The organism is Nocardia sp. NPDC005746, assembly GCF_040630785.1.
Taxonomy (GTDB): Bacteria; Actinomycetota; Actinomycetes; order Mycobacteriales; family Mycobacteriaceae; genus Nocardia.
Map to the genome: position 1 here is coordinate 280,766 of NZ_JBEXYE010000007.1, position 22,059 is coordinate 302,824.

Consider the following 22,059-nt stretch of genomic DNA (forward strand, 5'->3'; position numbering starts at 1 on the left):
AGCGACCCGCGTCACACCCCACCGTGGGGCATGGCCGCGGGCCGCGGTACGCGAACTACCGGCTACTGCTCGGCCGGGTTGTTGATGCGGTTGAGGAAGATGATGCCGACGATGATCGCCGCGGGCACGCCGACCAGCACCAGGCCGGCCGCCCCGCCCAGGGTGATACCGGTCGCGGCGCCGGCGAGGGCGCCGGGGATGGACAGCACGCCGCCGCCCGCCAGGCCGCCGACCAGGAAGCCGAGGGTGCCGCCGATGACGGTGCCGACCAGGGTGCCGATGGCGGTGGCCAGGCCGAACTGGGTGGCCGCGGCCGAGATGGCGTCATCGAAGCTGGCCTGGTGGTCGCTGGTGACCTCGTGCAGCGGCAGGCTGGTCGGGCGCGCGGCGGCCCGATCGGTGTTCGGGGTCAGGGTGGCGCGCAGACCCTCGACACTGGCCTGGATCGGGTAGTCGAGATCCTCGACGGTGAACGACAGCGGGACCGCGGCGACGACGATGCCATTGTCGTCGCGCACCTGAAGCCGGCCGTTGTCGGTGGTCATCGAACCCTTGTCGGTATCGACGACGATGGCGTTGCCCTCGATGCGGGCGTTCCAGTGGATGGCGGGGGCCACCTGGTCGATGCCCTGGTTCACGCCGTCGATCAGCGAGGGCAGGACCGGAACGGGGGCCGGGGCGGGGTCGGCGTGGGCGACACCGGCGGTGATGCCGAGGGCCGAGATGACCAGCGCCGAGGTGGCGGCGAGTTTGCTGAACTGCATGACTTCTGGCTTTCTTACGGGCGGGCTTCCACCGGGTTGGCCCGGAAGATCGGAAGGGACGCAGTTCGAGCTTCCCTGATCGAGCGTCCAATAAGAAGCTACTGAGAAATAGCCACAAATGTTCCTTTGATAGCGAACATCACTCATTGCCAGAACCGGTGACACAGGCCACTATTGGAGCCCGCCGATCAGCGGCGGAAGCGTTCCCGCAACTGCGGATCGTGCTCCCACCACAGTCCCGTGGAGACCGGCTCCTCGGCCTCGACGGCATCGAGTTCGGCGTCCAGCGCACCCGCCTCCCGCTTCTCGTCGTCGGCGAAACGCCGCATCACGACCAGGGAGTAGATCAGGCCGAGCAGATCCCCGAGCAGCCACAGAATGCCCGCGCCGATCGTCTGATCCAGGCGGACATCCGGTCCCCAGGTGCGGCCGAGCGAACCGTAGTACCCGGCGGCGACGAGCGGGCCGAGCCACAGCACGATGCCCAGGATGCCGTCGGCGAGGGATTCGCCCACCGTGATGAGCAGCGACAGCCCCTGCGTGAAATGCCGTGGCACCGGATCGATCTGCAAGCGGGAGTAGAAGTACAGAAACCCGATGGCCACCACCAGGATTCGCGTGACGGCGTCGACCGCGCCGTGCCGCAGCACCGCCTCGTACCAGGGCGAGAGGAACAGCGCCCACGGCAGCAGCAAGATCAGCATCGACGCGGTGGCCGGATGGGTGAGCACCCGGGCCACGTCGCCGGACAGCATGGCGTCCAGGCGTTTCCGCCCCGCATCGCCGAGCGCCGCGCGCAACACGGTGAACGGCGCTCCGGCCGCGAGCGCGAACGGCACCACGTACAGCAGCAACAGCACCTGCAGCGCGCGCACCCAGAACAAGGTGTCCGAGTACACCCCGGGCATCCCGAGGCCGGTGTACAGCCACACGCCCAGCCCGGCGACGCCGAAGTACGCGGCCCGGATCACCGGAAGCTGTTCCCCGCGACGGCGGCCCAGTACGAAGCAGAACGCGTAGGCGAGGCCCAGCAGCGCGACGACCAGCGCCGTCGAGGCGTCCCACCGCCAGGCGCTCACCAGTCCGCCGAGTTGCAGCGGTGCGTCGATCCGAACCACGGCCCCAGTATGCGCGCTGCGTTCGCGGCGTTCCCTGGGAGATCGCTGGGAATCAGTCGGTCTCGGGGGTCATCGGGCCCGCATGGGACACCTCGTAGTCGGCCTCGAACGAGCGCTCGCGGCGGCGTTCCCGCAGCTTCCACACGATCAAGGCGACCACCACGATCGCGGCCGCGCCCAGGGCCAGATCCCGGCCGACCGTCTTGGCCACCGCCTCGTAGGACTGTCCCGCGACGAAGCCGAGCACCACGAAGATTGCGCCCCACACGATTCCGCCGACCGCGTTGAAGATCAGGAAGCGGCGGTACGGCATGCGGGAGGTGCCCGCCAGCGCCGGCATCATGGCCCGGAAGAAGGCGGTGAACCGGCCCAGGAACACCGCCCAGCCGCCGCGGCGGGCCAGGTAGTCCTGGGCGCTGTCGAGGCGGCCGCGATGGCGATCCAGCATCCGGGCCTGCAACAGTTTCGGGCCCACCCGCTTGCCGACCTCGTAACCGACGCTGTCGCCGATGATCGCGGCCGCGATCACGAGCACGATCATCAGCCACAACTGCACGTGGCCCTGGCTGGCGGCGACGCCGCCGAGCACCGCGGCCGTCTCGCCGGGAATGACGAAGCCGACGAAGATCGCGTCCTCGGCGAACACCAGCAGCGCGACGACGAGGTACACCCAGACCGGCGCGATATCCAGGATCCGGTGCATCAGCGAATTCATGTCCGTCACGGTACCGACGGCGCCGTTCACCCGCGGGGCCGGTCGCACGATCCGGGCGGGCGCAACGGTTTTCGGGTGGCTCGGCGTCGATTCCGGTCCGGCTCAGCGGGTCACGTCCGCACCGAGGAACGCGTCGAGCAGCTTCGCGGTGGCCTCGGCCGGGATGCCGTGGTCCGCGCCGCCGGGCACCTCCGCGTAGTGAGCGCGGGCGAGGCGGGCGGGCAGGGCCTCGGCGGCGGAACGGACACCCGGCCAGGATTCGAGGCTGCTGATCACCACGGTTTCGATATCGAGGCGGACCATCTCATCGGTGGGCACGTTCGGCGGGCGGCAGATGGCGGCGTCGTAGACCACCGTCTGGGCGATCGCCTCGAGGTGCGGCCGGATCGGTGACCGCTTGACCTGCTCGACCACCGCCGCAGGCAGGCCGATGCCCTCGAGCTGCATCAATTCCACGGCGGCTCCGCGCTCGCCGCGGGCGATCAGGTCGGCCAGTCGTTCGGGCAACCGCTGCGGCGTGTGATCGGCGAGGCCGCCCAGCGCGAACGGCGGTTCGTAGAGGGCCAGGCGGGTGATGCGCGAGCCCGCCGCGGCGGCGCGCAGGGCCAGGATGCCGCCGGAGGAGAAGCCGAAAACCGCTGCGCTGCCGCCGATATCGGCGATGACCGCGTCCAGGTCCTCGATCTCGCGGCGCACGTCGTAGCGGCCGGCGTCGGCGGGGGCGAGGGCGTCGGTGCTGTCGCCGCGGCCGCGCCGGTCCGGGCGGACCACGGTGTAGCGGTCGGCGAGCTGTTCGGCCAGGGCCGCGCAGGTGCCGCTGTCATTGAAGGCGCCGGGCAGGAACACGATGGCCGGGCCCGCGCCGGCGCGGTGATAGGCGATGGTGGTGCCGTCGGTGGACGTCACGGTGGGCATGGTCGTCTCCGGTCTGTGGGTGGACTCGATACCGGATCGACGAACGGGAATCCCGGCAATGGACAGCGGCGCTCGGCATAGTGATGTCCATCCGCGTCCGTCCCGTTCGTCGTGCGGGTGAAAGGAGACGACCATGCGATACCTCTTGCTGATCAGCGCCGACGAGAGCCGGGTCGACGAGCACCGCACCGACGACGGGATGAGCGAGTTCCGGGACTGGCTCGACGACCTGCTCGCCCGCGGCGTGCTCACCGCCCACGAGGGCCTGCATCCCAGCCACACCGCCACCACGGTCCGGGTGCGCGGGGACGAGGTGCTGCTCACCGACGGGCCGTTCACGGAGGCGAAGGATCAGATCGGCGGGTTCGCGCTCATCGAGGTGGCGGATCTGGACGCGGCCATCGAGGTCGCGGCCCGGCATCCCGCCAGCCGGTTCGGGCAGATCGAGATCCGGCCGGTGCTGACGCTGTGACCGAGGTCGACGCCGCGATCACGGCCGCCTTCCGCACCGAATGGGCGCGCCTGGTCGCCACCCTGATCGGCGGGCTCGGCGACTGGGACCTGGCCGAGGAGTGCGCGCAGGAGGCGTTCGCGCTGGCCTGGCGCACCTGGCCGCGCGACGGCGTGCCCGAGCGGCCCGGGGCGTGGCTGCTGACCGCGGCCCGCCGCCGCGCCGTCGACCGGCTGCGCCGCGAACGCGTCGGGGCCGGGAAACTGCGGGAACTGGCCCGCGCCGCGATCCCCGATGCGGGAGAGGCCGTGTCCGGCACCGGCATTCCCGACGATCGGCTGCGGCTGATCTTCACCTGCTGCCATCCGGCGCTGGCGTTCGAGGCGCAGGTGGCACTGGCATTGCGCACGCTGACCGGGCTGACCACCGGCGAGATCGCCCGCGCGTTCGGCGTTCCCGAGCCGACCATGGCCAAGCGGCTGGTGCGGGCCAAGCAGAAGATCCGCGACGCGGGCATCCCGTATCGGGTGCCGCCCGCGCATCTGCTGCCCGAGCGCACCAATGCCGTGCTCGGGGTGATCTATCTGCTGTTCAACGAGGGGTATCTGGCCGCGGCGGGGCCGGATCTGCAACGGCCCGATCTGGCGGCGGAGGCGCGCCGGTTGGCCGCGCTGGTGGTCGAGTTGATGCCCCATGATCCCGAGGCGGGCGGGCTGAACGCGCTTGTCCTGCTCCAGCAGTCGCGGGCCGCGACCCGGACTCTGAACGGGGTGCTGGTGCCGCTCGAGGAGCAGGATCGGGGGCGGTGGGATCGGGAGTTGATCGCGGCGGGGCTGGCCGAGTTGCGGCGCACCGCGCGCCGGGATCGGCTGGGGCCGTATCGGTTACAGGCCATGATCGTCGCCTGCCATGTCACCGCCGCGGGTCCGGAGCAGACGGATTGGGCGCGGATCGCCGAACTGTACGACATGGTGTGGGCCCGGATCCCCTCCCCCACGGTGGCCGTGAACCGGGCCATCGCGGTGGCCATGCGCTCCGGGCCCGAGGCGGGCTTGGAGTTGCTCGACACGGTGGTGGCACCGGCCGGGTCGGAGGTGGCCCGGCAGGTCACCGCGACGCGGGCCGATCTGCTGCGGCGGCTGGGCCGCGACGATCGCGCGGCAATCGAATACCGGGCAGCCCTCGACCTCACCGCCAATGACGCCGAGCGCGACTATCTGCGCCGCCGGTTGGCCGAGGTCGAGGGCTGAGGGTCAGTTCGCCCGCGTGCGGGTCATCAGCAGCAGGGGACGTCCGGTCGAAACCACCCAGTACTCCCAGGCATTCAGGCCGACCAGGACCGCGGTCACCGCGGCCAGCGTCACGATCTCCGGCAGCAGCGTCGAGGCGAGGGTCAGCGCCGCCAGCACCAGCGCGGCGATGAACCGGCCCAGGGTGGCCGCGCCGAACATGCGCCAGCGGGTGAACAGGAAGGTCGACACGTACAGGGTCGCGCCGATCGGCAGCAGGAACGCGTTGACGCCGTGCGCGGTTTCGGTCGGATGCTCGACCATGCTGCGCGCGCCCACCGCCACCCCGACCAGGCCGATCACCAGCAGAATGTGGCCGTAGCTGAGCACATCCCGCACCACGGTGCCGCGAACCTGGTTGGTGCGCAACGAATGTTCGACCGCGGAGAACCCGTAGGCGAAGTACAGCCACCACAGGCCGCAGCCGAGCACGAAGATCAGCACCACCGCGATCCACGACATCACGCCCAGATGCGCTTCCGCCGCTTCCGAACCCACCGATGCGACCGTCTCGCCGAGCGCGATGATGACGAAGGTGGCGAACCGCTCCGGCAGATGCGTCGCGCCGAACTGCACCGACTCCATCCGCCGCGCCAGCAACGCCGGGCCGCCGAAGGCCAGCAGCACCGCGACGATCCAGAGCACGTTGCGCGCCCCGCCCTCCGGAACCAGCGCCGCGATCACCAGCAGCACCGCCGCGACCAGAGTGATCGTGAACGGATTGACCCAGCTGCCGAACACGCCCGCCTGCGAGAACGCCCGCTTGCGCCGCATCTCGGCCCACAGCAGCAGCCGCAGCACCAGATGCGCCACCGCCAGGATCAGCGGCAGCGCGCGACCGATGAACGCGTGCGGCGCGGCGATGGCGATCACGAACATGCACAGCCCACACGCGAACAGGAAGATCCGCTGCCGATTCGAGTCCTCGACCCCGTGCACCGACAGCGTCGTCCCCACCCACGACCACCACATGATCGCCAGCAGCAATACCGTCTGCCCGACGGCTCCCCAGCTCTCCCCGGCCACCGCCACATGCGCGGCCTGCGTCACCGCGAACACCAACACCAGGTCGAAGAACAACTCCGCCCAACTGGCCCGCTCATGCGCCTCACGTAGAGGTTCAGTCACACCCGTCATTCCCTGCCTAGCACCATTTCCAGCGCGTTCACTCTAGTCACACCAGATGACCGGTTTGTCCCATTAGTGACCGCGGGACCGGTCACACCCGGGCGCTGCGGCACATCACGCTCGACCTCCTCACCACTCTCCGATGCCCGCGACTCATCGCACTGGTGGGCCCGCGGCTGATCGCTTTCGTGGGCCCGCAAGTCACCGCACCCGACGGCCCCTCGAGCCATCACGCCAGATCGGAACGGGGCCTGTCGCGGGGGCTGGCGGATCTGCGCGACGGCGACGAGATCCTCTACAGCCCACGCGAGGCAACTCCGCCGCTCGCCTCACCCGATGATCGTTCGCGCATCAACGCGCATCAGAAGGGCTGGGCAGCGTCGGCTTCGGCGAGGGCGCGGAGGAAGGCGGGCGGGACTTCGGGCCAGGTCTGGTCCCAGTTTCCGTCGGCCTGGTCGGCGGATAGCTCGTCGAGGGTGGCCACGACGTGGGGGCCGCCGTCGAGGAGGAAGCGGAGCGCGCCGAGTTCGGCGCATTGGGCGGTGATGGTGGCCAGCAGCGATTCGGCCGCGGTGGTGCGGCCGGTCGCGGCCAGGCAGGCGACGAGCAGGCGGCGGGCCTCGAGTAGATCGCGGGGGCGGCGGGCGACTTCGAGCTCGTCGACCCATTCCTGCGCCCAGGCGCGGGCCAGTTCCCGGGATTCGGTGGTGGATTCGGCCAGCAGCAGCCGGATCGCGGTGAATTCCTCATAGAGAACGGTGAATTCGTCGATGGGGTCGGTGGGCTGGCGGCGGGCGGCATGATCCGCCCCCGGGAACGGGCCGAAATCCGGGTGCGGCGGCAGACCCTGACGGACGCGCTCGTGCTCGATCTCGGCGCGCAGGCGGGGCAGCGACATCGACTCGGCCACGCGCGCACCCTCGTTCAGGCGGCGGATGGCGGCGCCGCGGTCACCGCGCAGCGCCTTCACCCGCGCACCCACCACGTAGCGGGCGAGTTTGAAATCGACCACTCCCGCGTCGGCGCCGAGCTTGTAGCCCTCGTCGAGCAGCCGTTCGGCTTCGGCGACCTCACCGCGTTCGTAGAGCAGTGCCCCCAGCAGCGACCCGGCCAGCCGCGCACCGTAGGAGTGGCTGCCCGCGAACTGCTTCGCGATCTTCAGTGCCTTGCGGAAGTACCGCTCGGCGCGCGGGAGGTCCAATTGCAGGCCGGCGGCCAGGCCCAGGAAGCACAATCCGTGAATATTGTTGTAGCAGCCCTTGTTCCGGCGCATGTAGGGCGCGGACCATTCCTGCAGGCGGACCGCCTCGTCGAAGTCGTAGCGGTAGCCCGCGGCGAAGCTGGCGCAATTGGCCCCGACGGCCACCACGTACGGCGAGAGCTCGTCGGCCATGCCGAAACACGGTGCGAGCCAATCCTCCACGCCGTTGAGCACGTCGGCGCGCACGGTCACCACGGCGTGCACCACGCCCGCCTCCGCGTGCAGCCGGGCCGAGGTCCGCGCATCGAACTCGCCACTGTCCAGGGTGCATTCGGCCAGGAACAGCGCGCGCTCGGCCTGCGAGGCCCGGTGCAGCAGGATATTGGCCCAGGCCAGATCCAGTTGGAGCCGCGGATGGGTTTCGATGACCGCCGGGGGCAGCTTGTTGACCAGGACGATGAGGCTGGCCATCTGGCCGTACTCCAGCAAGGACATGCCGTCGCGCTCCACGATGTCGACGGCGCTCTGCTCGTCACCGGCCAGCAGGGCGTGGTCGACCGCCTCGCTCACGTGCCGGTGGTCGGCGAACCAGCGCGAGGCGGCGCGGTGCAGCTCGTCGATCCGCTCGGGCCGGTCGTATTCGAGGCGCTGGCGCAGGAAGTCCTGGAACAGCTGGTGGTATTGGAACCATTGGCCGCCGTCGACGCGGCGCAGGAACAGATCCTGCTGCTCGATGTGTTCCAGCAGGGCCTGTGCGTCCGTGACGCCGGTGAGCGCGGAAGCCAGTTCGCCGCAGGTTCTTTCGGTGATCGAGGTGGCGACCATGAAGTCGAGCACCCCGGGTTCGAGGGTTTCCAGCACGTTCTCCGCGAGGAATTCCCCGATGGCGTGGTGGCGGCCGGTGAGACGGCCGATGAGCTGTCCGGGATCGTCACTGCCGCGCAGCGACAGCGCGGCCAGCTGCAGGGCCGCCGCCCAGCCGCCGGTGGATTCGGTGAGGTCCTCGACATCGCCGCGATCCAGGTCCAGCCCGCCCAGCCCGACCAGCAGCTGATAGGCCTCGTCGAGGGTGAATCGCAGTGCGGCGGTGTCGATTTCCACCAGGTCGTCGCGCACCCGCATGGAGCTCATGGGCAGGCCGGTCTGGAAGCGGCTGGTCACCACGATGCGCAGCGCCGGGCTGGCGCCCTCGATCAGGAACCGCAGCGCGGCCTGGGTTTTCGGGTCGGTTACCCGCTGCCAGTCGTCGATGACGACGGTCACCGGCTCACCGCGTTGGTCGATGTCGTTGATGAGCGAGGTGAGCACGAACCGCGTGGCCTCGTCACCGTGTTCCTCGAGCAGCTCGCCGAGTTCGCGCGCGAGGGCGGGCCGGACCGCGCGCACGGCCTCGATCAGGTGCGAGAGGAACCACACCACATTGTCGTCGTCACTGTCGACGGTCAACCAGGCCACCGAGGCGCCCGACGCCGCGAGCACCGCACTCCACTGCGCGGCCAGGGTGGTCTTGCCGAAGCCGGTGGGGCCGTGGATCACCGCGAGCCGACGGTCACTGCCCGCACCCAGCGCGTCGAGAAGGCGGGGTCGTTCCACCAGGGCGCGGGTGATGGTGGGTGGGCGCAGGCGGGTGGCGGGGACCGGCGGCGTGGCCGCCGTATCGCGGGCGCGGCGGCGGCCGCCCAGGGTCGGCGTGGCCGGGCTCGGCGTGGGCGGCGCGTTCCCCGGCTCGGACTCCTCGGCGGGCACCGGGATCGGCAGGTCGTCGACCGGCAGCCCGTGCGATTGCTGAAGCTCCCGCAGCGCCGTGCCGAATTCGACGGCCGAGGCCGGGCGTTGCGAGCGTTCTCGCGCCATCGCGGTCTCGATGATGCCGGTCAGGTCGGCGGGCAGGCCCGCAACGGTGAGGTCCGGCAGCGGACGCTTGGTAATCCGCACGAATTGTGCGACCAGCTGCTCCCCGCTGCGCCGTTCGAACACCGCGTGCCCGGTGGCCGCGCAGAACAGGGTGGCCGCCAGTCCGTAGATGTCGGCGGTCGCGTCCGGGGCCTGGCCCTGCAGCACCTCGGGCGCGGTGTAGGCGGGCGATCCGGTGACCATGCCCGCCGCGGTCTCGAACCCGCCGGGCACCCGCGCGATGCCGAAATCGGCCAGCTGCGGTTCCCCGTACTCGGTGAGCAGGATGTTTCCCGGCTTCACGTCGCGATGCAGCAGCCCGCGCCGGTGCGCGGTCTCCAGCGCCCCGGACAGCCGCACTCCGAAGTGCAGCACCTCGGGCCAGTCCACCGGGCCGCGCTGCTGAATGCGCGCGTCCAGGGACCCGTGCGAGTGATACGGCATCACGATGTAGGGCCGCCCGGTCTCGGTGGACCCCACCTCGAACACGGGCACGATGTTCGGATGCCCCGACAACGTGCCCATGGCGAGCTGCTCGCGGACGAACCGCTCCAAACCATCGGATTCCAGGTCCGAGGTCAGCACCTTGATCGCCACCGTCCGCCCCAGTGACGGCTGGAAACATCGGTAGACCACGCCGAATCCGCCGCGCCCGACCTCGACCGCCTCCCCGAATCCGGCAGCCTCCAGCTCCGCCGCGTACCCGAGGGTGGTATCGCGGCGCGTTGAGAACGGATCGACATGCGCCACGGCGACCTCGATACCCAGAACGTGCCAGTAAACCCGAGCATAAGCCGATCACCGCCCGCCGGCGGGGCCATTCGAACCGGCGCGCGCCCGGACCCGCCCCCGAGGCCCGCGCCCGGGAAACCGCCGCCGCGCCTCGATCAGCCAATCGGGCCGTTCCCGTCGCAGCCGCCACACCTCCCCGACCGTCCAGCCGGCGCCGAGCTCCGGAAGATCCGCCACCGCGATTTCCAGCCGGGCCGCCGCTGCCGCCCGCTTCAACGGTTGTGCCGCCGAGTCCATTCGGCTTCGTTGTGTGCTCATATGTCAAGGCTGGCCTCGCGGCGCGGCACACCGCGGCCGTTCGAAAACTTCGCACCCCGCGATCGATCGCCCCGGCACACGACGAGTGCGCGCCGCCGGGCACCGGCCCGAGTCACGGTGCCGCCCAAGCAGATCCGGCTGGAGTCGGGCCATCGAATCGCCGGCAGGGAGGTCAGGCGTGCGCCACGACCAAGCACCACAAGCGACTGCACGCACACGCCGAACGGGCGGCACGAAGCAGTTGCTTCGCGCCGCCCCGGGTCGCTACCGCGCGAACGGCCACCCACGCGGGCCGGATTCGCCCGCCCGCCGACCGCTCCGGCCGAGTGATCCCGTGGCGTCACGGCTTCCAATCGATCGAGCGCAACCACGCCGGCAGATCCAGCAGGCCAGGGTGTTCGGCGCGCAGCGCCGCCAGGTCCAGCGGCCCGTCCGGGCTCTCGTTGAAGTGCGTGAACATCTGCCCGACGTGCGGGTCGAACGCCCGGACCTGTTCCAGTGGCACCACATTGCTGCGCGCGGGCAGTCCGGCGTGCGCTCCGATGATCTCCGCGATCCGCGGCGGGGTCAGGTAGTCCCCGGCCAGCGGCACCGTGCGGCCGAGGAACTCCCGAGGCCGGTCGAAGGCGATCGCGGCGAAGGCGCCGATGTCGCGCGTCGCGATCAGCGATACCGGAATGTCGCCTCGCACCGCGAGATCGATCTGCAGCACGCCGTTCTCGTCGAGCACCGGCCGGTTGAAGCCGTTGAGGTTGTCCATGAAGAAGGTGGGCCGCAGGATGGTGGCGGGCAGTTCGAGTTCGCGAATGTACCCCTCGATGGCCGTCTTCGCCGCGTAGTACTCCACGCCGGTGTTCTGGCCCGCGCCCCGCAGGGAGCTGTAGACGAAGTGCTCGATGCCCAGCTCCTTCGCCAGCTCCGCGACCGTCCGGCCCCGGCGCTGTTCGGCCGCAATGCCTTCCGTGGTGATGTGGACGCCTTCCATCATGGTCAGCATCATGAACACGCCGTACGCGCCTTCCATGGCGGCCCGGATCGAATCGGTGTCGTCGAGGTCGCCCTGGATCAGGTTCGCGCCCTCGGCGCGCAGCGCGGTCGCGGCGGGCGACTCCAGGTTGCGCACGAAAGTGTGTACTTCCCAGCCGCGTTCGAGCAGCTGCCGGGTGGTCGCCCGGCCCTGCTGTCCGGTCGCGCCGATGACCAGAACCGGTCCCTTGTCGTTCGTCATGTCGTTCTCCCCGTGAGCGGCGATCCGTGTCGATCACCTGATGCCTCTGACGGTAAGGACGCGCCGACACCTGGTCCTGGTACCGATACTGCTAGCCACAAGGGGATGCGATGCCCGACAATCACCGTTCCGAACTGGCCGCGTTCCTCAAAGCGCACCGGGCCCGGCTCACGCCCAAGGACGTCGGCCTGGTCGACGATCTGGAGCCGGGTCGCCGCCGCACCCCCGGGCTGCGGCGCGAGGAGGTCGCCGAGCTCGCCGGCGTCAGCCTGACCTGGTACACCTGGCTCGAACAGGCCCGCAAGATCGTGGCCAGCCCTCAGGTGGTCGACGCCCTGGCCCGCGCCCTGCTCCTGTCCCCCGCCGAGCATCGCCATCTGCGCACCCTGGCGGGCCTCGCGGATCCCTTGGAGCACAAGGATATCGACGACGGCCGACTACAACGCCTGGTCGATGCCCTGATGCCCGACCTGGCCGTCGTCCACGACGCCCGCTTCGACTTCGTCGTCTGGAACGCCGCCTTCGCCCGCGTTCGCATCGACCCCGCCGAGCTCCCCGCCGACCGCCGAAATCTGTTGTGGTGGATGTTCACCGACGACCGCACCCGCGCCATGATGCCCCGCTGGGAACGCGCCGCCCGAGCCATTCTCGGCCAATTCCGCGCCGTAGCCGGCCGCACCCCCGACAATCCCCGCCTCACCGCCCTCATCGCCGACCTCACCGCAGCCAGCCCCGAATTCCGCACCTGGTGGCAGGAATACCCCGTCCAGGACTTCCGCCCCGCCACCATCACCCTCGATCACCCCACCGCAGGCCGCCTCGACCTCGACGTCTACCAACTCCGCCCGGTCGACAACCCCGACCTCCTCATGGTCGTCCAACTCCCCGCCACCCCCGCCGACCGCCACCGCATCGCCACCCTGCTCGATAACGATCGCGCAAACTGACCTACCGGGTGGTAGGTCATCTTCTAGGGTCGGCGGCGATCCCCTCCCCGCTCTGCCACCAGGACCCTCTCTTGAAACTGAAACACTGCCTGTCCGCAATTGCGCTGATCGCCGCAGCCTCCCTGACCAGCATCACCCCGGCCGCCGCCGACAGCGGAAAGTACGTGGCCCTCGGCGATTCGTATGCGGCGGGGGTGGGCATCTCGACCATTCTCGACAAGAGCTGTTCCCGGTCGGACCGCAACTACGCGCACCTGTTCGCGGCCCAGCGCGGGTATGCGCTCACCGATGTCACCTGCGGGGGCGCGACCATCGACTCGGTGGCCAGCACTCAGCTCTCCGCGGTCACCGCCGACACCACGCTGGTCACCCTGGGCGTCGGCGGCAACGATATCGGCTTCGGGCAGCTGGTCAAGGACTGTGTGCTCGCGGGCACCCTCGGAACAGGCAGCGGCACAGGCAGTCTCGCGACGGGCAGCGCCAGCGGCAGCGCGGGAGCGGTCGCCGAATTGGTGGCGGGCTGCAAGAACAAGTACGGCCCGGAGATGCCCGGCCGTCTCTCGATGACCGCCGCCAAGCTCGCCCAGCTGCTCGCCGCCATCCGCACCCAGGCCCCGCAGGCCCGCATCGTCCTGGTCGGCTACCCGAAGATCCTGCCGGACAACGCATCCCTGTGCGCGGGCCGCCAGCCGGTCCTGGCCGCGGACGCCGACTGGATCCGCGACAGCGTGATCGGCGGCCTCAACACCATGCTGCGTTCCCAGCCCGGCACCACCTACTTCAGCACCTACGAGCTCTACGACGGCCACGACGTCTGTGAGGTCATCCCGGACCGGTGGGTCAACGGCACCTCGGTCGACAATGGCGAAGGCGCGCAATTCCATCCGAACCAGTACGGTCACGCCGCCACCGCGCAGCGGATGATCGCGACCCTCTGACGCCGGATACGAAGCCGGGCGGCCGACCCGCCCGGCCACCCGCCCGCACTATTCGAGGTAATCCTGCAGCAACTGTGAGCGCGACGGATGCCGCAGCTTCGACATCGTCTTCGACTCGATCTGCCGGATCCGCTCGCGCGTGACGCCGTAGATCTTCCCGATATCGTCGAGCGTCCGGGGCTGCCCGTCGCCCAGTCCGTAACGCAGGCGCACGATCCCGGCTTCGCGCTCGCTGAGCGTGCCCAGCACCGCCTGCAACTGCTCCTGCAGCAGGGTGAACGCCACCGCCTCGACCGCGACGACGGCCTCGGTGTCCTCGATGAAGTCGCCGAACTGGCCGCTGCCCTCGTCACCGATCGTCTGGTCCAGCGAGATCGGTTCCCGGGCCATCTGCTGAATCTCCAGCACCCGCGCGGCGGTGATGTTCAACTCCTGCCCGAGTTCCTCGGGCGTGGCCTCGCGACCCAGCTCCTGCAGCAGCTCACGCTGCCTGCGCCCGAGCTTGTTGATGATCTCCACCATGTGCACGGGAATGCGGATGGTGCGCGACTGGTCGGCCATGGCACGGCTGATCGCCTGGCGAATCCACCACGTGGCATAGGTCGAGAACTTGAATCCCTTGCTGTAGTCGAACTTTTCGACCGCACGCACGAGCCCCAGATTGCCCTCCTGGATCAGATCCAGAAAGGCCATGCCCCGCCCGGTGTACCGCTTGGCAATCGACACCACCAGGCGCAGATTCGCCTCGAGCAGATGATCCTTGGCGCGGACGCCGTCACGCACGATCCAGGTCAGGTCCCGGCGACGCGCGGCGGTGAGACCGGACGGGCCCTCGGATTCGATCCGCAGCTTCTCCGCCGCGTACAGCCCCACCTCGATCCGGACCGCCAGATCGACCTCCTCCTCCGCGGAGAGCAGGGGGACCCGGCCGATCTGCTTCAGATACGCCCGCGTCGAATCCCCACTCGCGGTGAGCCCGGCTTCCTTGCGCGCCCGGCGCAGGGCGGCGGACTCGTCCTCGTCCCAGATCCCGGCGTCGGTGTCGGCGCTCTCCGGCCCGCCGTCTGCGAAATCCTGGTCATTCGTTTCGCCTGCGGTCGTTGCCACATGTGCCTCTCCGAGAAATTTCGGGCGGCATCGCGATTCGAGAACAGGACCGCAGAGAGGCCTCGAGCGGCTCGGCAATCGCCGGGCCTGCCGTCAGGCTACTGCTTCTCAGCCGATATCTCGCGGCTCCCACCCCGGGGCGATACGGAGCGCGCCGGCCGAAATCCTCGGATCAGGCGGCGACCGTTGATCGCCGCCCTCCGACCGCGACCGGTCAGGCCGCCATGTGCCGGAGGTTCTCGCAAACCAATGTGACGCTGTTGTACAGCATTTCGCCGGGGCCGTCCCGCAGGGCGGAGACCTCGATCTTGGACGGCCACGCGTGCTCGAGCAGGTAGCCCGGGACCGGGGTGCCCTCATCGCCGTACATCGCCAAGGTGCAGTCGCGGCGGGCAACGGCCATCTGGCCGTTGCGCGCCGACTGGTGCCAGGCCCACAGGTCGGCGGTGCCGGTGCGGCCCCTGCACAGGGTGACCTGGGGCGGCTTGACCTTTCCGGGCAGTTGGATCGGACCGCCGCCACCGCCTTCGAGGTAGGACACCGGTTCGATCTCCGAGACGATGCCGCCCAGCTCCGCGAAGGACGCGATCTGGAGGCCGTCGATGACGATGACGAAGGAGGAGATGGTCGTGAGCTGCGACATTGGCATCATGCGCTCCTCGGCCGATCGGACGCCCGGCAAGCGTCCGCCTTCAACCCAGTGTAGGAAGCGCGGGACGCCCGGCGACAGGAAATCAGCCGCATAGCTACCTTTGGGCAACAAGTCCGCCGGTGGGAACGCTATTCGAGAATTCCGGTCGGGCGGGCGATACCGGCGACATCGCAGAGCGCGAAGTAGGCGTCCTGGATGGTCTTCGAATCGACGACACCGGTCACAGCACCGTCGGCGTCGAGGTCGATGAACGCGCCCTCGACGATGAACAGGACATCGGCGTCCTCGGCGACCGTGAGGGTGTGCACAGACCCGGCGGGCTCGTGGATGAACGTCCCGGCGGTGTAATGGATGCCCTGCTCGGCGTAGAACCAGTCGCCGGAGAAGGTGTACGCGTTCACCGCACCGGTGTGCTTGTGCGTGGGCAGGCTGAACCCGGCCTTGAACCGATTGCGCAGCACGAACCCCGACGGCGAGACGCGCAGCAGCTGCAAGCCGACATCACCGGCCCACACCCAGGGGATATCGGCTTCGTTCACGTGCCCTACGAGCGGTTGCTGCAACATGAAGCAAACGCTAGGTCAAGAGCCTTCCCGGCGAAGGGAATCCGGAATATCGAGACGGTGGCGTTCCACACTCTTGCTCCGACGACCGCGGAAGCCCGCCCGCCCACCAGGTTCCGACGTGATTTCGGGTGCGCTGTCGGCGTCGAGCTCGGGAAATGGTGTTCGATCTGGTATCCCAATGACCCGGTCAAGATTCTCCCGACCGGACCGGACGGGAAGTTCGCGCTGCCGAGGAACTGCCGCAGATACCACTCCCCTCGGGTCTCGGTGGCCAGGTCCCGTCGAGTGAATTTCTCGGCGCCGTCGGGGAAATGGCCGCAGAAGGTGACGATCTGCTCCCACATGTTCTTCGCGACATTGGCGGTCAGGTTGGCGCGGACGGTCGATTTCCAGTTCCGTGTCGACAATGCGGGGAAGGCGACATAGTCCTTGAAGAGCTGTCTGCTCGCCTTGCGGAGAATCTCGTCGCGGGCCCCTCTGAGCTCCTGCGGATCCTTGCGGCCCGCCACGACTTTCGGGATCTCCAGATGATAGACGCACATCCCGAACTCGTAGAGCATCGAGATCGGCAGGACGTAAACAGCGTTGCCCAGATGGCAGGGGCGCCATCGCCGGTCGCGAGTGACCCGCAGCAGCCCGTACACGAAAAGTCATGCCGGATAGCCGACTTGGCCAAGGCCCCGGCGAGACCGGCGCCCGGGTCAGCCTTCTGCGGCGAGCTGGCCGCAGGCGGCGGCGATCTCCTGGCCACGAGTGTCGCGGACCGTGCAGGTGACGCCCTGCGCCTGGACCCGGCGGACGAACTCGTCCTGCACCGGCTTCGGGGACGCGTCCCATTTGCTGCCGGGTGTCGGGTTGAGCGGGATCAGGTTGACGTGCACCAGCGGGCCCAGCGCCTTGTGCAGCTTCTTGCCGAGCATGTCGGCGCGCCAGCCCTGATCGTTGATGTCGCGGATCAAGGCGTACTCGATGGAGACGCGGCGGCCGGACTTGTCGGCGTAATAGCGTGCGGCATCGAGGACTTCGGCGACCGGCCAGCGATTGTTGACCGGCACCAAGGTGTCTCGCAGCTCGTCGTCGGGGGTGTGCAGCGAGACGGCCAGCCGCACCGACATGTCCTCGTCGGCCAGCTTGCGGATGGCGGGAGCCAGGCCGACCGTGGAAACGGTCACCGAGCGCTGCGAGATGCCGAAGCCCTCCGGCGACGGAGACGTGATGCGCCGGACCGCGTTCACCACGCGCTTGTAGTTGGCCAGCGGCTCGCCCATGCCCATGAACACGATGTTGGACAGGCGGCCTGGTCCACCCGCGACCTCGCCGTCACGCAGGGCGGCCGCGGCGGCCCGGACCTGGTCGACGATCTCGGCCGTGGACAGGTTGCGGTTCAGACCGCCCTGACCGGTGGCGCAGAACGGGCACGCCATGCCGCAACCAGCCTGCGACGAGATGCACAGGGTGTTGCGGTCGGGGTAGCGCATCAGCACCGACTCGAGCAGGGTGCCGTCATTGGCGCGCCACAGCGACTTGCGGGTGGTGCCGTCATCGCATTCGATGTGCCGGATCTCGGTCAGCAGCTGCGGGAACAGCGCCTCCGCGACCTTGGAACGCATCGCCTCGGGCAGATCGGTCATCTGATCCGGGTCGGCGACCAGGCGGCCGTAGTACTGGCGCGCGATCTGGTCGGCGCGGAATTTGGGGAGGCCGAGCTCCTCGACCACCGCCTTGCGCTCCCGCGAATCGAGGTCGGCGAGATGCCGCGGCGGCATGCCGCGACGAGGGGCGTCGAAAACGAGGGGCAACGGGGTAGTCATAACCCTTCCAGTGTTCCATCCGAAACACGCGTTCGGCGCCGCGGGGTGCGGGGCGCTCGTCACACCGCCCGGACCAGGTGACGGTAGCCGCGCGATCGATCAGAGCAGGGCGGTCAGCACCAGCCACGCCACGAAAGCCGACGGCAGCATCGAGTCGAGCCGGTCCATGATCCCGCCGTGCCCGGGCAGCAGGGTGCCCATGTCCTTGATGCCCAGCTCCCGCTTCACCTGCGATTCGATCAGGTCGCCGCTGGTCGCCACCAGCACCAGCCCGACGCCCAGCAGCACGCCGATCATCGAATTCGCCTGTAGCAGCAGCGTCACCGTCAGCAGACCGCCGATCACGCAGAACACCAGCGAACCGCCGAAGCCCTCCCAGGACTTCTTCGGGCTGATGTGCGGCACCATCGGGTGCTTGCCGAACAGCACGCCCGCCACGTAACCGCCCACGTCGGAGCAGACCACCAGGATCATGAAGGACAGCACCCGCAGGTTGCCGTTGTCCTCGGACAGCATCAGCACCGCGAACGAGGCCAGCAGCGGAATCCAGGTGAGCGTGAACACCGAGATCGCGGTGTCGCGCAAGTAGTTTCGCGGGGTGGCCGTCAGGCCGTGGTCGAACAGCCGCCACACCATGAGGGTGAGCGCCGTCGCGCCGAACGCGCCCAGCACGCCTTGCGGTCCGACCGGCCAGGCCAGCCACACCACCGCCTGCCCGCCGATCAACAGCGGAATCCGGGGCACCAGCACGTCGGCCTCACGCAGCCGCTTGGTCACCTCCCAGGTGGCCACCGCGACCGCGACCGCTATCACGCCGACGAGCACCTTGGGGGCCCACAGCAGGATCGCGATCAGGGACAACCCCAGCCCGAATCCGACCGCCAGCGCCGCGGGCAGGTTGCGGCCCGCCTTCGACGCGGGCGCGCTCGGCTTCCCGCCCGAGGCGGCCTCGCCCGCATTGTCCGGCGCGGCCGAATCCGCGGCCGGCGGGTCGGCCGGCGATGCGGTGGCTTCCTCCGGCAGCTCGCCGGTGGCAGCAGTCTCTTCGGCCACGATTGTCCCGTCGCTCACTTGTCGTCCGTTCCCTACCCCCGGCCGAAGATCGGCCGTCTAGACCTCGAGCAGTTCGCCTTCTTTGTGCTTCACCAGCTCGTCGATCTGCGCGACGTACTTCTGCGTGGTCTTGTCGAGTTCCTTCTCGGCGCGACCGACCTCGTCCTCGCCCGCCTCGCCGTCCTTCTGGATGCGGCCCAGCTCTTCCATGGCCTTCCGGCGGACGTTGCGGATCGAGATCTTCGCGTCCTCGCCTTTGGACTTGGCCAGCTTGACCATTTCCCGGCGCCGCTCCTCGGTGAGCTGCGGGATCGAGACCCGGATGATGTCACCGTTGTTGGTGGGGTTCACCCCGAGATCCGAATTGCGGATCGCGGTCTCGATCGGCTGCATCTGCGCCTGCTCGTACGGCTTGATCACCACCATGCGCGGCTCGGGCACGGTGATCGAGGAGATCTGGGTGATCGGCGTCATCGAGCCGTAGTACTCGACGACGATCCGCGCGAACATACCAGGATTCGCGCGACCGGTCCGGATCGAGGCCAGGTCGTCCTTCACCACCGAGACGGCCTTCTCGAACTTTTCCTCGGCGTCGAAGAGCGCTTCTTCAATCACGGCGTTTCCTCCACTGCGTCATGGTTCTTGTCGTCGGTCACGACCGGACCAGGGTGCCGATCTTCTCACCGGCGACGGCGCGGGCGATATTTCCCTTGGTCAACAAATTGAACACCAGCATCGGCATCTGGTTGTCCATACACAGGCTGAAAGCGGTGGCATCGGCGACCTTGAGGCCCCGCTCCAACGCTTCCTTGTGGGTGATCTGGGTGAACATGGTGGCGTCGGGGTCCTCCCGCGGGTCCGCGGTGAAGACGCCGTCCACGGCCTTGGCCATCAGCACCACTTCGGCGCCGATCTCCAGGGCGCGCTGCGCGGCGGTGGTGTCGGTGGAGAAGTAGGGCATGCCCATACCGGCGCCGAAGATCACGACGCGGCCCTTCTCCAGGTGCCGCTTGGCGCGCAGCGGCAGGTACGGTTCGGCGACCTGACCCATGGTGATGGCGGTCTGCACCCGGGTGTCGATGCCCTGCTTCTGCAGGAAGTCCTGCAGCGCAAGGGAATTCATGACGGTGCCGAGCATGCCCATGTAGTCCGAGCGGGCCCGCTCCATGCCGCGCTCCTCGAGCTCGGCGCCACGGAAGAAGTTGCCGCCGCCGATCACCACGGCCACCTGGACGCCGTCCTCGACGACCTCCGCGATCTGCTCGGCGACCGCCTGCACCACATCGGGGTCCAGCCCGACACGGCCACCGCCGAACATCTCGCCACCCAGCTTGAGGAGCACTCGGCGATAGCCCTTGCGATCGGGGGCGGTATCCGGGTCCGTCATCGGTCTCCTTGTCCAGACGTTCGAGCGTGCGCAGGCACATGAAAAGACCATCCCGGCCGACGAATTGCACGGGACGGCAACAAAGCTCCATCCATCCTGCCTCACGACCGGTCACGAGCGTGAGCCGACCCTCGTATCGGGCTACCGGTTCGTCACAATCCGGGCGCACGGGAGTCCCCGCGGCAACTGTTCCCGCAATCGCGGAGCTATGCCTTTCCCACCGTACCGGCAGGGCCCGGCAAGGATGTGCCACCAAGAAATCGGGGGCACGCATTCAGATTTAACGCACTCGCATTTCACATATCGTCGGCCCGTGAACTCGAAGAACCTCACGGCCCGAACAGGATTCGCCGCCTTCGCCCTCGCCGCCGCCCTCACCACGGTCGCCGCGCCCGCCTCCGCGGAGATCGCCCTCACCCCCGCCGAGGCGCCGACCGCCGTCGCGGGCACGACGACCGGCTCCGGCACCGGATCCTGGAACCCCTACACCGGTTCCGCCAACAGCCCGGTCGTCCCCTACATCTCCCCTGGAAGCGCGAGCGTCATGGGCAACCTGATCGACGCGCTCACCATCCTGATGGGCGGAAAGCCCTGCCACGGCTGCGCCAACGACCCCGAGTGAATCGATTAGCCCGGGGCGGCACCCGCCCCCGAAAGCTGGGGCACCCGTTTCCAAACGGAATCACTTGTGTTTCACATATGTTCGGCTCGTGAATTTCAAGAACCCCACGATCCGCATCGGATTCGCCAGCCTCGCGGCCGCAGCCGCGCTCACCGTCACGGCCGGTCCTGCCGCAGCCGAGACACCGGTACCGTCGGCGGCCACCCCGGTCGCCACCGACACCGGCAGCAGCGCTCTGAATGTAGTTGGCTGGTTGATCGAACAGCTTTTCCCGAAGCCGTCGACCGACCCCTGCCACGGCCTGTGCAGCTGAACAAGCACGAAAGAGGCCCTTCGCTCATCGGAATCCGATGGGCGAAGGGCCTTTTCGATGCTTCAGGCGATTACGCCTGGCCGACCTCGAAGCGGGCGAAGCGGGTGATGGTGACACCGGCGTCGTCCAGCAGGGCCTTGACGGTCTTCTTGGAGTCGGTGACCGAAGCCTGCTCCAGGAGGACGACGTCCTTGTAGTAGCCGTTGACGCGGCCTTCGACGATCTTCGGCAGCGCGGCCTCCGGCTTGCCCTCTTCCTTGGCGGTCGCCTCGGCGATCTCGCGCTCCTTGGCGACGAGCTCGGCCGGGACGTCCTCGCGGGTGAGGTACTTGGCCTTGAGGGCCGCGACCTGCATGCCGGCGGCGCGGGCAGCGTCGGCGTCGGTGCCGGTGTACTCGATCAGCACGCCCACGGCGGGCGGCAGGTCGGTGGCACGCTTGTGCAGGTAGACGGTGGTCTGGCCGTCGAACACGGCGACGCGGCGCAGCTCGAGCTTCTCGCCGATCTTGGCGGCCAGCTCCTGCAGCACCTGGTCGGCGGTCTTGCCGTCGACCTCGACCGCCTTCAGGGCGTCCAGGTCGGCCGGGCGGGCCTTCGCGGCGGCGGCCACGATGGCGGCCGCGACGTCCTGGAACTCCTGGTTCTTGGCCACGAAGTCGGTCTCGCAGTTGATCTCGATCAGGACGCCGTCCTGCGAGACGACCAGGCCCTCGGCGGTGGCGCGCTCAGCACGCTTGCCGACATCCTTGGCGCCCTTGATACGCAGGAACTCGACGGCCTTGTCGAAGTCGCCCGCGTTCTCCTCGAGCGCCTTCTTGCAGTCCATCATGCCGGAGCCGGTGAGCTCGCGGAGCCGCTTCACATCGGCGGCGGTGTAGTTCGCCATCTCGGGCGAGCCTCCCTGTGTGAGT

22 protein-coding genes and 1 pseudogene are annotated in these 22,059 nt (G+C 68.9%); 6 read left to right on the forward strand and 17 right to left on the reverse strand.

What is annotated here, in order from left to right; translation table 11 throughout:
* Positions 1-62 precede the first annotated feature (62 nt).
* From ABZ412_RS16455 to ABZ412_RS16470, 4 genes are all read right to left on the reverse strand, one after another.
* Complete coding sequence (locus ABZ412_RS16455; protein WP_357281518.1) at positions 63-764, reverse strand: hypothetical protein; 702 nt, start codon at positions 762-764, stop codon at positions 63-65.
* A 188-nt stretch (positions 765-952) separates the two neighbouring features.
* Positions 953-1,882, reverse strand: a complete 930-nt coding sequence (locus ABZ412_RS16460; RefSeq protein WP_357281520.1) for a cytochrome c oxidase assembly protein — start codon at positions 1,880-1,882, stop codon at positions 953-955.
* Positions 1,883-1,934: 52 nt separating this feature from the next.
* Positions 1,935-2,597 carry a DedA family protein gene (locus ABZ412_RS16465; protein WP_357281522.1) on the reverse strand — a complete coding sequence of 221 codons (663 nt, stop codon included), beginning with the start codon at positions 2,595-2,597 and terminating at the stop codon, positions 1,935-1,937.
* A 102-nt stretch (positions 2,598-2,699) separates the two neighbouring features.
* Entirely contained in the window at positions 2,700-3,512 is an 813-nt protein-coding gene (locus ABZ412_RS16470) for an alpha/beta hydrolase (RefSeq protein WP_357281524.1), read from the reverse strand.
* Between the two features lie 133 nt (positions 3,513-3,645).
* Here ABZ412_RS16470 and ABZ412_RS16475 point away from each other — a divergent pair, with 133 nt between their 5' ends.
* Together ABZ412_RS16475 and ABZ412_RS16480 are read left to right on the forward strand one after the other, a co-directional pair.
* Positions 3,646-3,984 (forward strand): YciI family protein, encoded by a 339-nt coding sequence (locus ABZ412_RS16475; RefSeq protein ID WP_357281526.1) that lies wholly within the window; start codon positions 3,646-3,648, stop codon positions 3,982-3,984.
* On the forward strand, positions 3,981-5,213 hold the full coding sequence (locus ABZ412_RS16480) for a DUF6596 domain-containing protein (protein ID WP_357281528.1): 1,233 nt from the start codon (positions 3,981-3,983) through the stop codon (positions 5,211-5,213). Before ABZ412_RS16475 ends, ABZ412_RS16480 begins: the two co-directional genes overlap by 4 nt.
* Positions 5,214-5,216: 3 nt before the next feature.
* Here the strand turns inward: ABZ412_RS16480 and ABZ412_RS16485 are convergent, their stop codons facing one another.
* From ABZ412_RS16485 to ABZ412_RS16500, 4 genes are all read right to left on the reverse strand, one after another.
* On the reverse strand, positions 5,217-6,380 hold the full coding sequence (locus ABZ412_RS16485) for a low temperature requirement protein A (RefSeq protein WP_357281530.1): 1,164 nt from the start codon (positions 6,378-6,380) through the stop codon (positions 5,217-5,219).
* 361 nt (positions 6,381-6,741) lie between these two features.
* On the reverse strand, positions 6,742-10,224 hold the full coding sequence (locus ABZ412_RS16490; protein WP_357281532.1) for a protein kinase: 3,483 nt from the start codon (positions 10,222-10,224) through the stop codon (positions 6,742-6,744).
* Positions 10,225-10,272: 48 nt separating this feature from the next.
* Positions 10,273-10,524 (reverse strand): hypothetical protein, encoded by a 252-nt coding sequence (locus ABZ412_RS16495; RefSeq protein ID WP_357281534.1) that lies wholly within the window; start codon positions 10,522-10,524, stop codon positions 10,273-10,275.
* A 340-nt stretch (positions 10,525-10,864) separates the two neighbouring features.
* Positions 10,865-11,752: an NmrA/HSCARG family protein gene (locus tag ABZ412_RS16500; protein WP_357281536.1), complete on the reverse strand. Its 888-nt coding sequence runs from the start codon at positions 11,750-11,752 to the stop codon at positions 10,865-10,867.
* A 110-nt stretch (positions 11,753-11,862) separates the two neighbouring features.
* Between ABZ412_RS16500 and ABZ412_RS16505 the strand changes: the two genes are divergently transcribed.
* Together ABZ412_RS16505 and ABZ412_RS16510 are read left to right on the forward strand one after the other, a co-directional pair.
* Positions 11,863-12,699 carry a helix-turn-helix transcriptional regulator gene (locus ABZ412_RS16505; RefSeq protein WP_357281538.1) on the forward strand — a complete coding sequence of 279 codons (837 nt, stop codon included), beginning with the start codon at positions 11,863-11,865 and terminating at the stop codon, positions 12,697-12,699.
* A 71-nt stretch (positions 12,700-12,770) separates the two neighbouring features.
* Positions 12,771-13,637 (forward strand): SGNH/GDSL hydrolase family protein, encoded by an 867-nt coding sequence (locus ABZ412_RS16510; RefSeq protein WP_357281540.1) that lies wholly within the window; start codon positions 12,771-12,773, stop codon positions 13,635-13,637.
* Between the two features lie 48 nt (positions 13,638-13,685).
* Here ABZ412_RS16510 and ABZ412_RS16515 read toward each other — a convergent pair.
* From ABZ412_RS16515 to pyrH, 8 genes and pseudogenes are all read right to left on the reverse strand, one after another.
* Positions 13,686-14,684, reverse strand: a pseudogene (locus ABZ412_RS16515) (RNA polymerase sigma factor); the annotation flags it as partial.
* Positions 14,685-14,958: 274 nt separating this feature from the next.
* Positions 14,959-15,393: a phage tail protein gene (locus ABZ412_RS16520; protein WP_357281542.1), complete on the reverse strand. Its 435-nt coding sequence runs from the start codon at positions 15,391-15,393 to the stop codon at positions 14,959-14,961.
* 131 nt (positions 15,394-15,524) lie between these two features.
* Positions 15,525-15,962, reverse strand: coding sequence for a 2,4'-dihydroxyacetophenone dioxygenase family protein (locus ABZ412_RS16525; RefSeq protein ID WP_357281544.1), 438 nt, complete (start codon positions 15,960-15,962; stop codon positions 15,525-15,527).
* The gene (locus ABZ412_RS16530; protein ID WP_357281546.1) at positions 15,941-16,606 is read right to left on the reverse strand and encodes a hypothetical protein; all 666 of its coding nucleotides are present in this window, start codon (positions 16,604-16,606) and stop codon (positions 15,941-15,943) included. The genes ABZ412_RS16525 and ABZ412_RS16530 overlap by 22 nt, the downstream gene beginning before the upstream one ends.
* 57 nt (positions 16,607-16,663) lie before the next feature.
* On the reverse strand, positions 16,664-17,773 hold the full coding sequence (rlmN, locus tag ABZ412_RS16535) for a 23S rRNA (adenine(2503)-C(2))-methyltransferase RlmN (RefSeq protein WP_357281548.1): 1,110 nt from the start codon (positions 17,771-17,773) through the stop codon (positions 16,664-16,666).
* A 99-nt stretch (positions 17,774-17,872) separates the two neighbouring features.
* Positions 17,873-18,844, reverse strand: a complete 972-nt coding sequence (locus ABZ412_RS16540; RefSeq protein WP_357281550.1) for a phosphatidate cytidylyltransferase — start codon at positions 18,842-18,844, stop codon at positions 17,873-17,875.
* Positions 18,845-18,883: 39 nt separating this feature from the next.
* On the reverse strand, positions 18,884-19,441 hold the full coding sequence (gene frr, locus ABZ412_RS16545) for a ribosome recycling factor (RefSeq protein WP_213556998.1): 558 nt from the start codon (positions 19,439-19,441) through the stop codon (positions 18,884-18,886).
* A gap of 37 nt (positions 19,442-19,478) precedes the next feature.
* Entirely contained in the window at positions 19,479-20,213 is a 735-nt protein-coding gene (gene pyrH / locus ABZ412_RS16550) for a UMP kinase (RefSeq protein ID WP_357092686.1), read from the reverse strand.
* A 313-nt stretch (positions 20,214-20,526) separates the two neighbouring features.
* Between pyrH and ABZ412_RS16555 the strand changes: the two genes are divergently transcribed.
* Both ABZ412_RS16555 and ABZ412_RS16560 read left to right on the forward strand, forming a co-directional pair.
* Positions 20,527-20,835 carry a hypothetical protein gene (locus tag ABZ412_RS16555; protein WP_357281552.1) on the forward strand — a complete coding sequence of 103 codons (309 nt, stop codon included), beginning with the start codon at positions 20,527-20,529 and terminating at the stop codon, positions 20,833-20,835.
* An 88-nt stretch (positions 20,836-20,923) separates the two neighbouring features.
* Complete coding sequence (locus ABZ412_RS16560) at positions 20,924-21,148, forward strand: hypothetical protein (RefSeq protein ID WP_357281554.1); 225 nt, start codon at positions 20,924-20,926, stop codon at positions 21,146-21,148.
* A gap of 70 nt (positions 21,149-21,218) precedes the next feature.
* Here the strand turns inward: ABZ412_RS16560 and tsf are convergent, their stop codons facing one another.
* Complete coding sequence (gene tsf / locus ABZ412_RS16565; protein ID WP_357281556.1) at positions 21,219-22,034, reverse strand: translation elongation factor Ts; 816 nt, start codon at positions 22,032-22,034, stop codon at positions 21,219-21,221.
* Positions 22,035-22,059 lie beyond the last annotated feature (25 nt).

Bases quoted from the DNA above. Each gene is read 5' to 3' on its own strand.
- ABZ412_RS16470 (WP_357281524.1), bottom strand. From the start codon at position 3,512: ATGCCCACCGTGACGTCCACCGACGGCACCACCATCGCCTATCACCGC.
- ABZ412_RS16475 (WP_357281526.1), top strand. From the start codon at position 3,646: ATGCGATACCTCTTGCTGATCAGCGCCGACGAGAGCCGGGTCGACGAG.
- tsf (WP_357281556.1), bottom strand. From the start codon at position 22,034: ATGGCGAACTACACCGCCGCCGATGTGAAGCGGCTCCGCGAGCTCACC.
- ABZ412_RS16465 (WP_357281522.1), bottom strand. From the start codon at position 2,597: ATGAATTCGCTGATGCACCGGATCCTGGATATCGCGCCGGTCTGGGTG.
- ABZ412_RS16525 (WP_357281544.1), bottom strand. From the start codon at position 15,962: ATGTTGCAGCAACCGCTCGTAGGGCACGTGAACGAAGCCGATATCCCC.
- ABZ412_RS16495 (WP_357281534.1), bottom strand. From the start codon at position 10,524: ATGAGCACACAACGAAGCCGAATGGACTCGGCGGCACAACCGTTGAAG.
- ABZ412_RS16520 (WP_357281542.1), bottom strand. From the start codon at position 15,393: ATGCCAATGTCGCAGCTCACGACCATCTCCTCCTTCGTCATCGTCATC.
- rlmN (WP_357281548.1), bottom strand. From the start codon at position 17,773: ATGACTACCCCGTTGCCCCTCGTTTTCGACGCCCCTCGTCGCGGCATG.
- ABZ412_RS16500 (WP_357281536.1), bottom strand. From the start codon at position 11,752: ATGACGAACGACAAGGGACCGGTTCTGGTCATCGGCGCGACCGGACAG.
- ABZ412_RS16505 (WP_357281538.1), top strand. From the start codon at position 11,863: ATGCCCGACAATCACCGTTCCGAACTGGCCGCGTTCCTCAAAGCGCAC.
- ABZ412_RS16455 (WP_357281518.1), bottom strand. From the start codon at position 764: ATGCAGTTCAGCAAACTCGCCGCCACCTCGGCGCTGGTCATCTCGGCC.
- pyrH (WP_357092686.1), bottom strand. From the start codon at position 20,213: ATGACGGACCCGGATACCGCCCCCGATCGCAAGGGCTATCGCCGAGTG.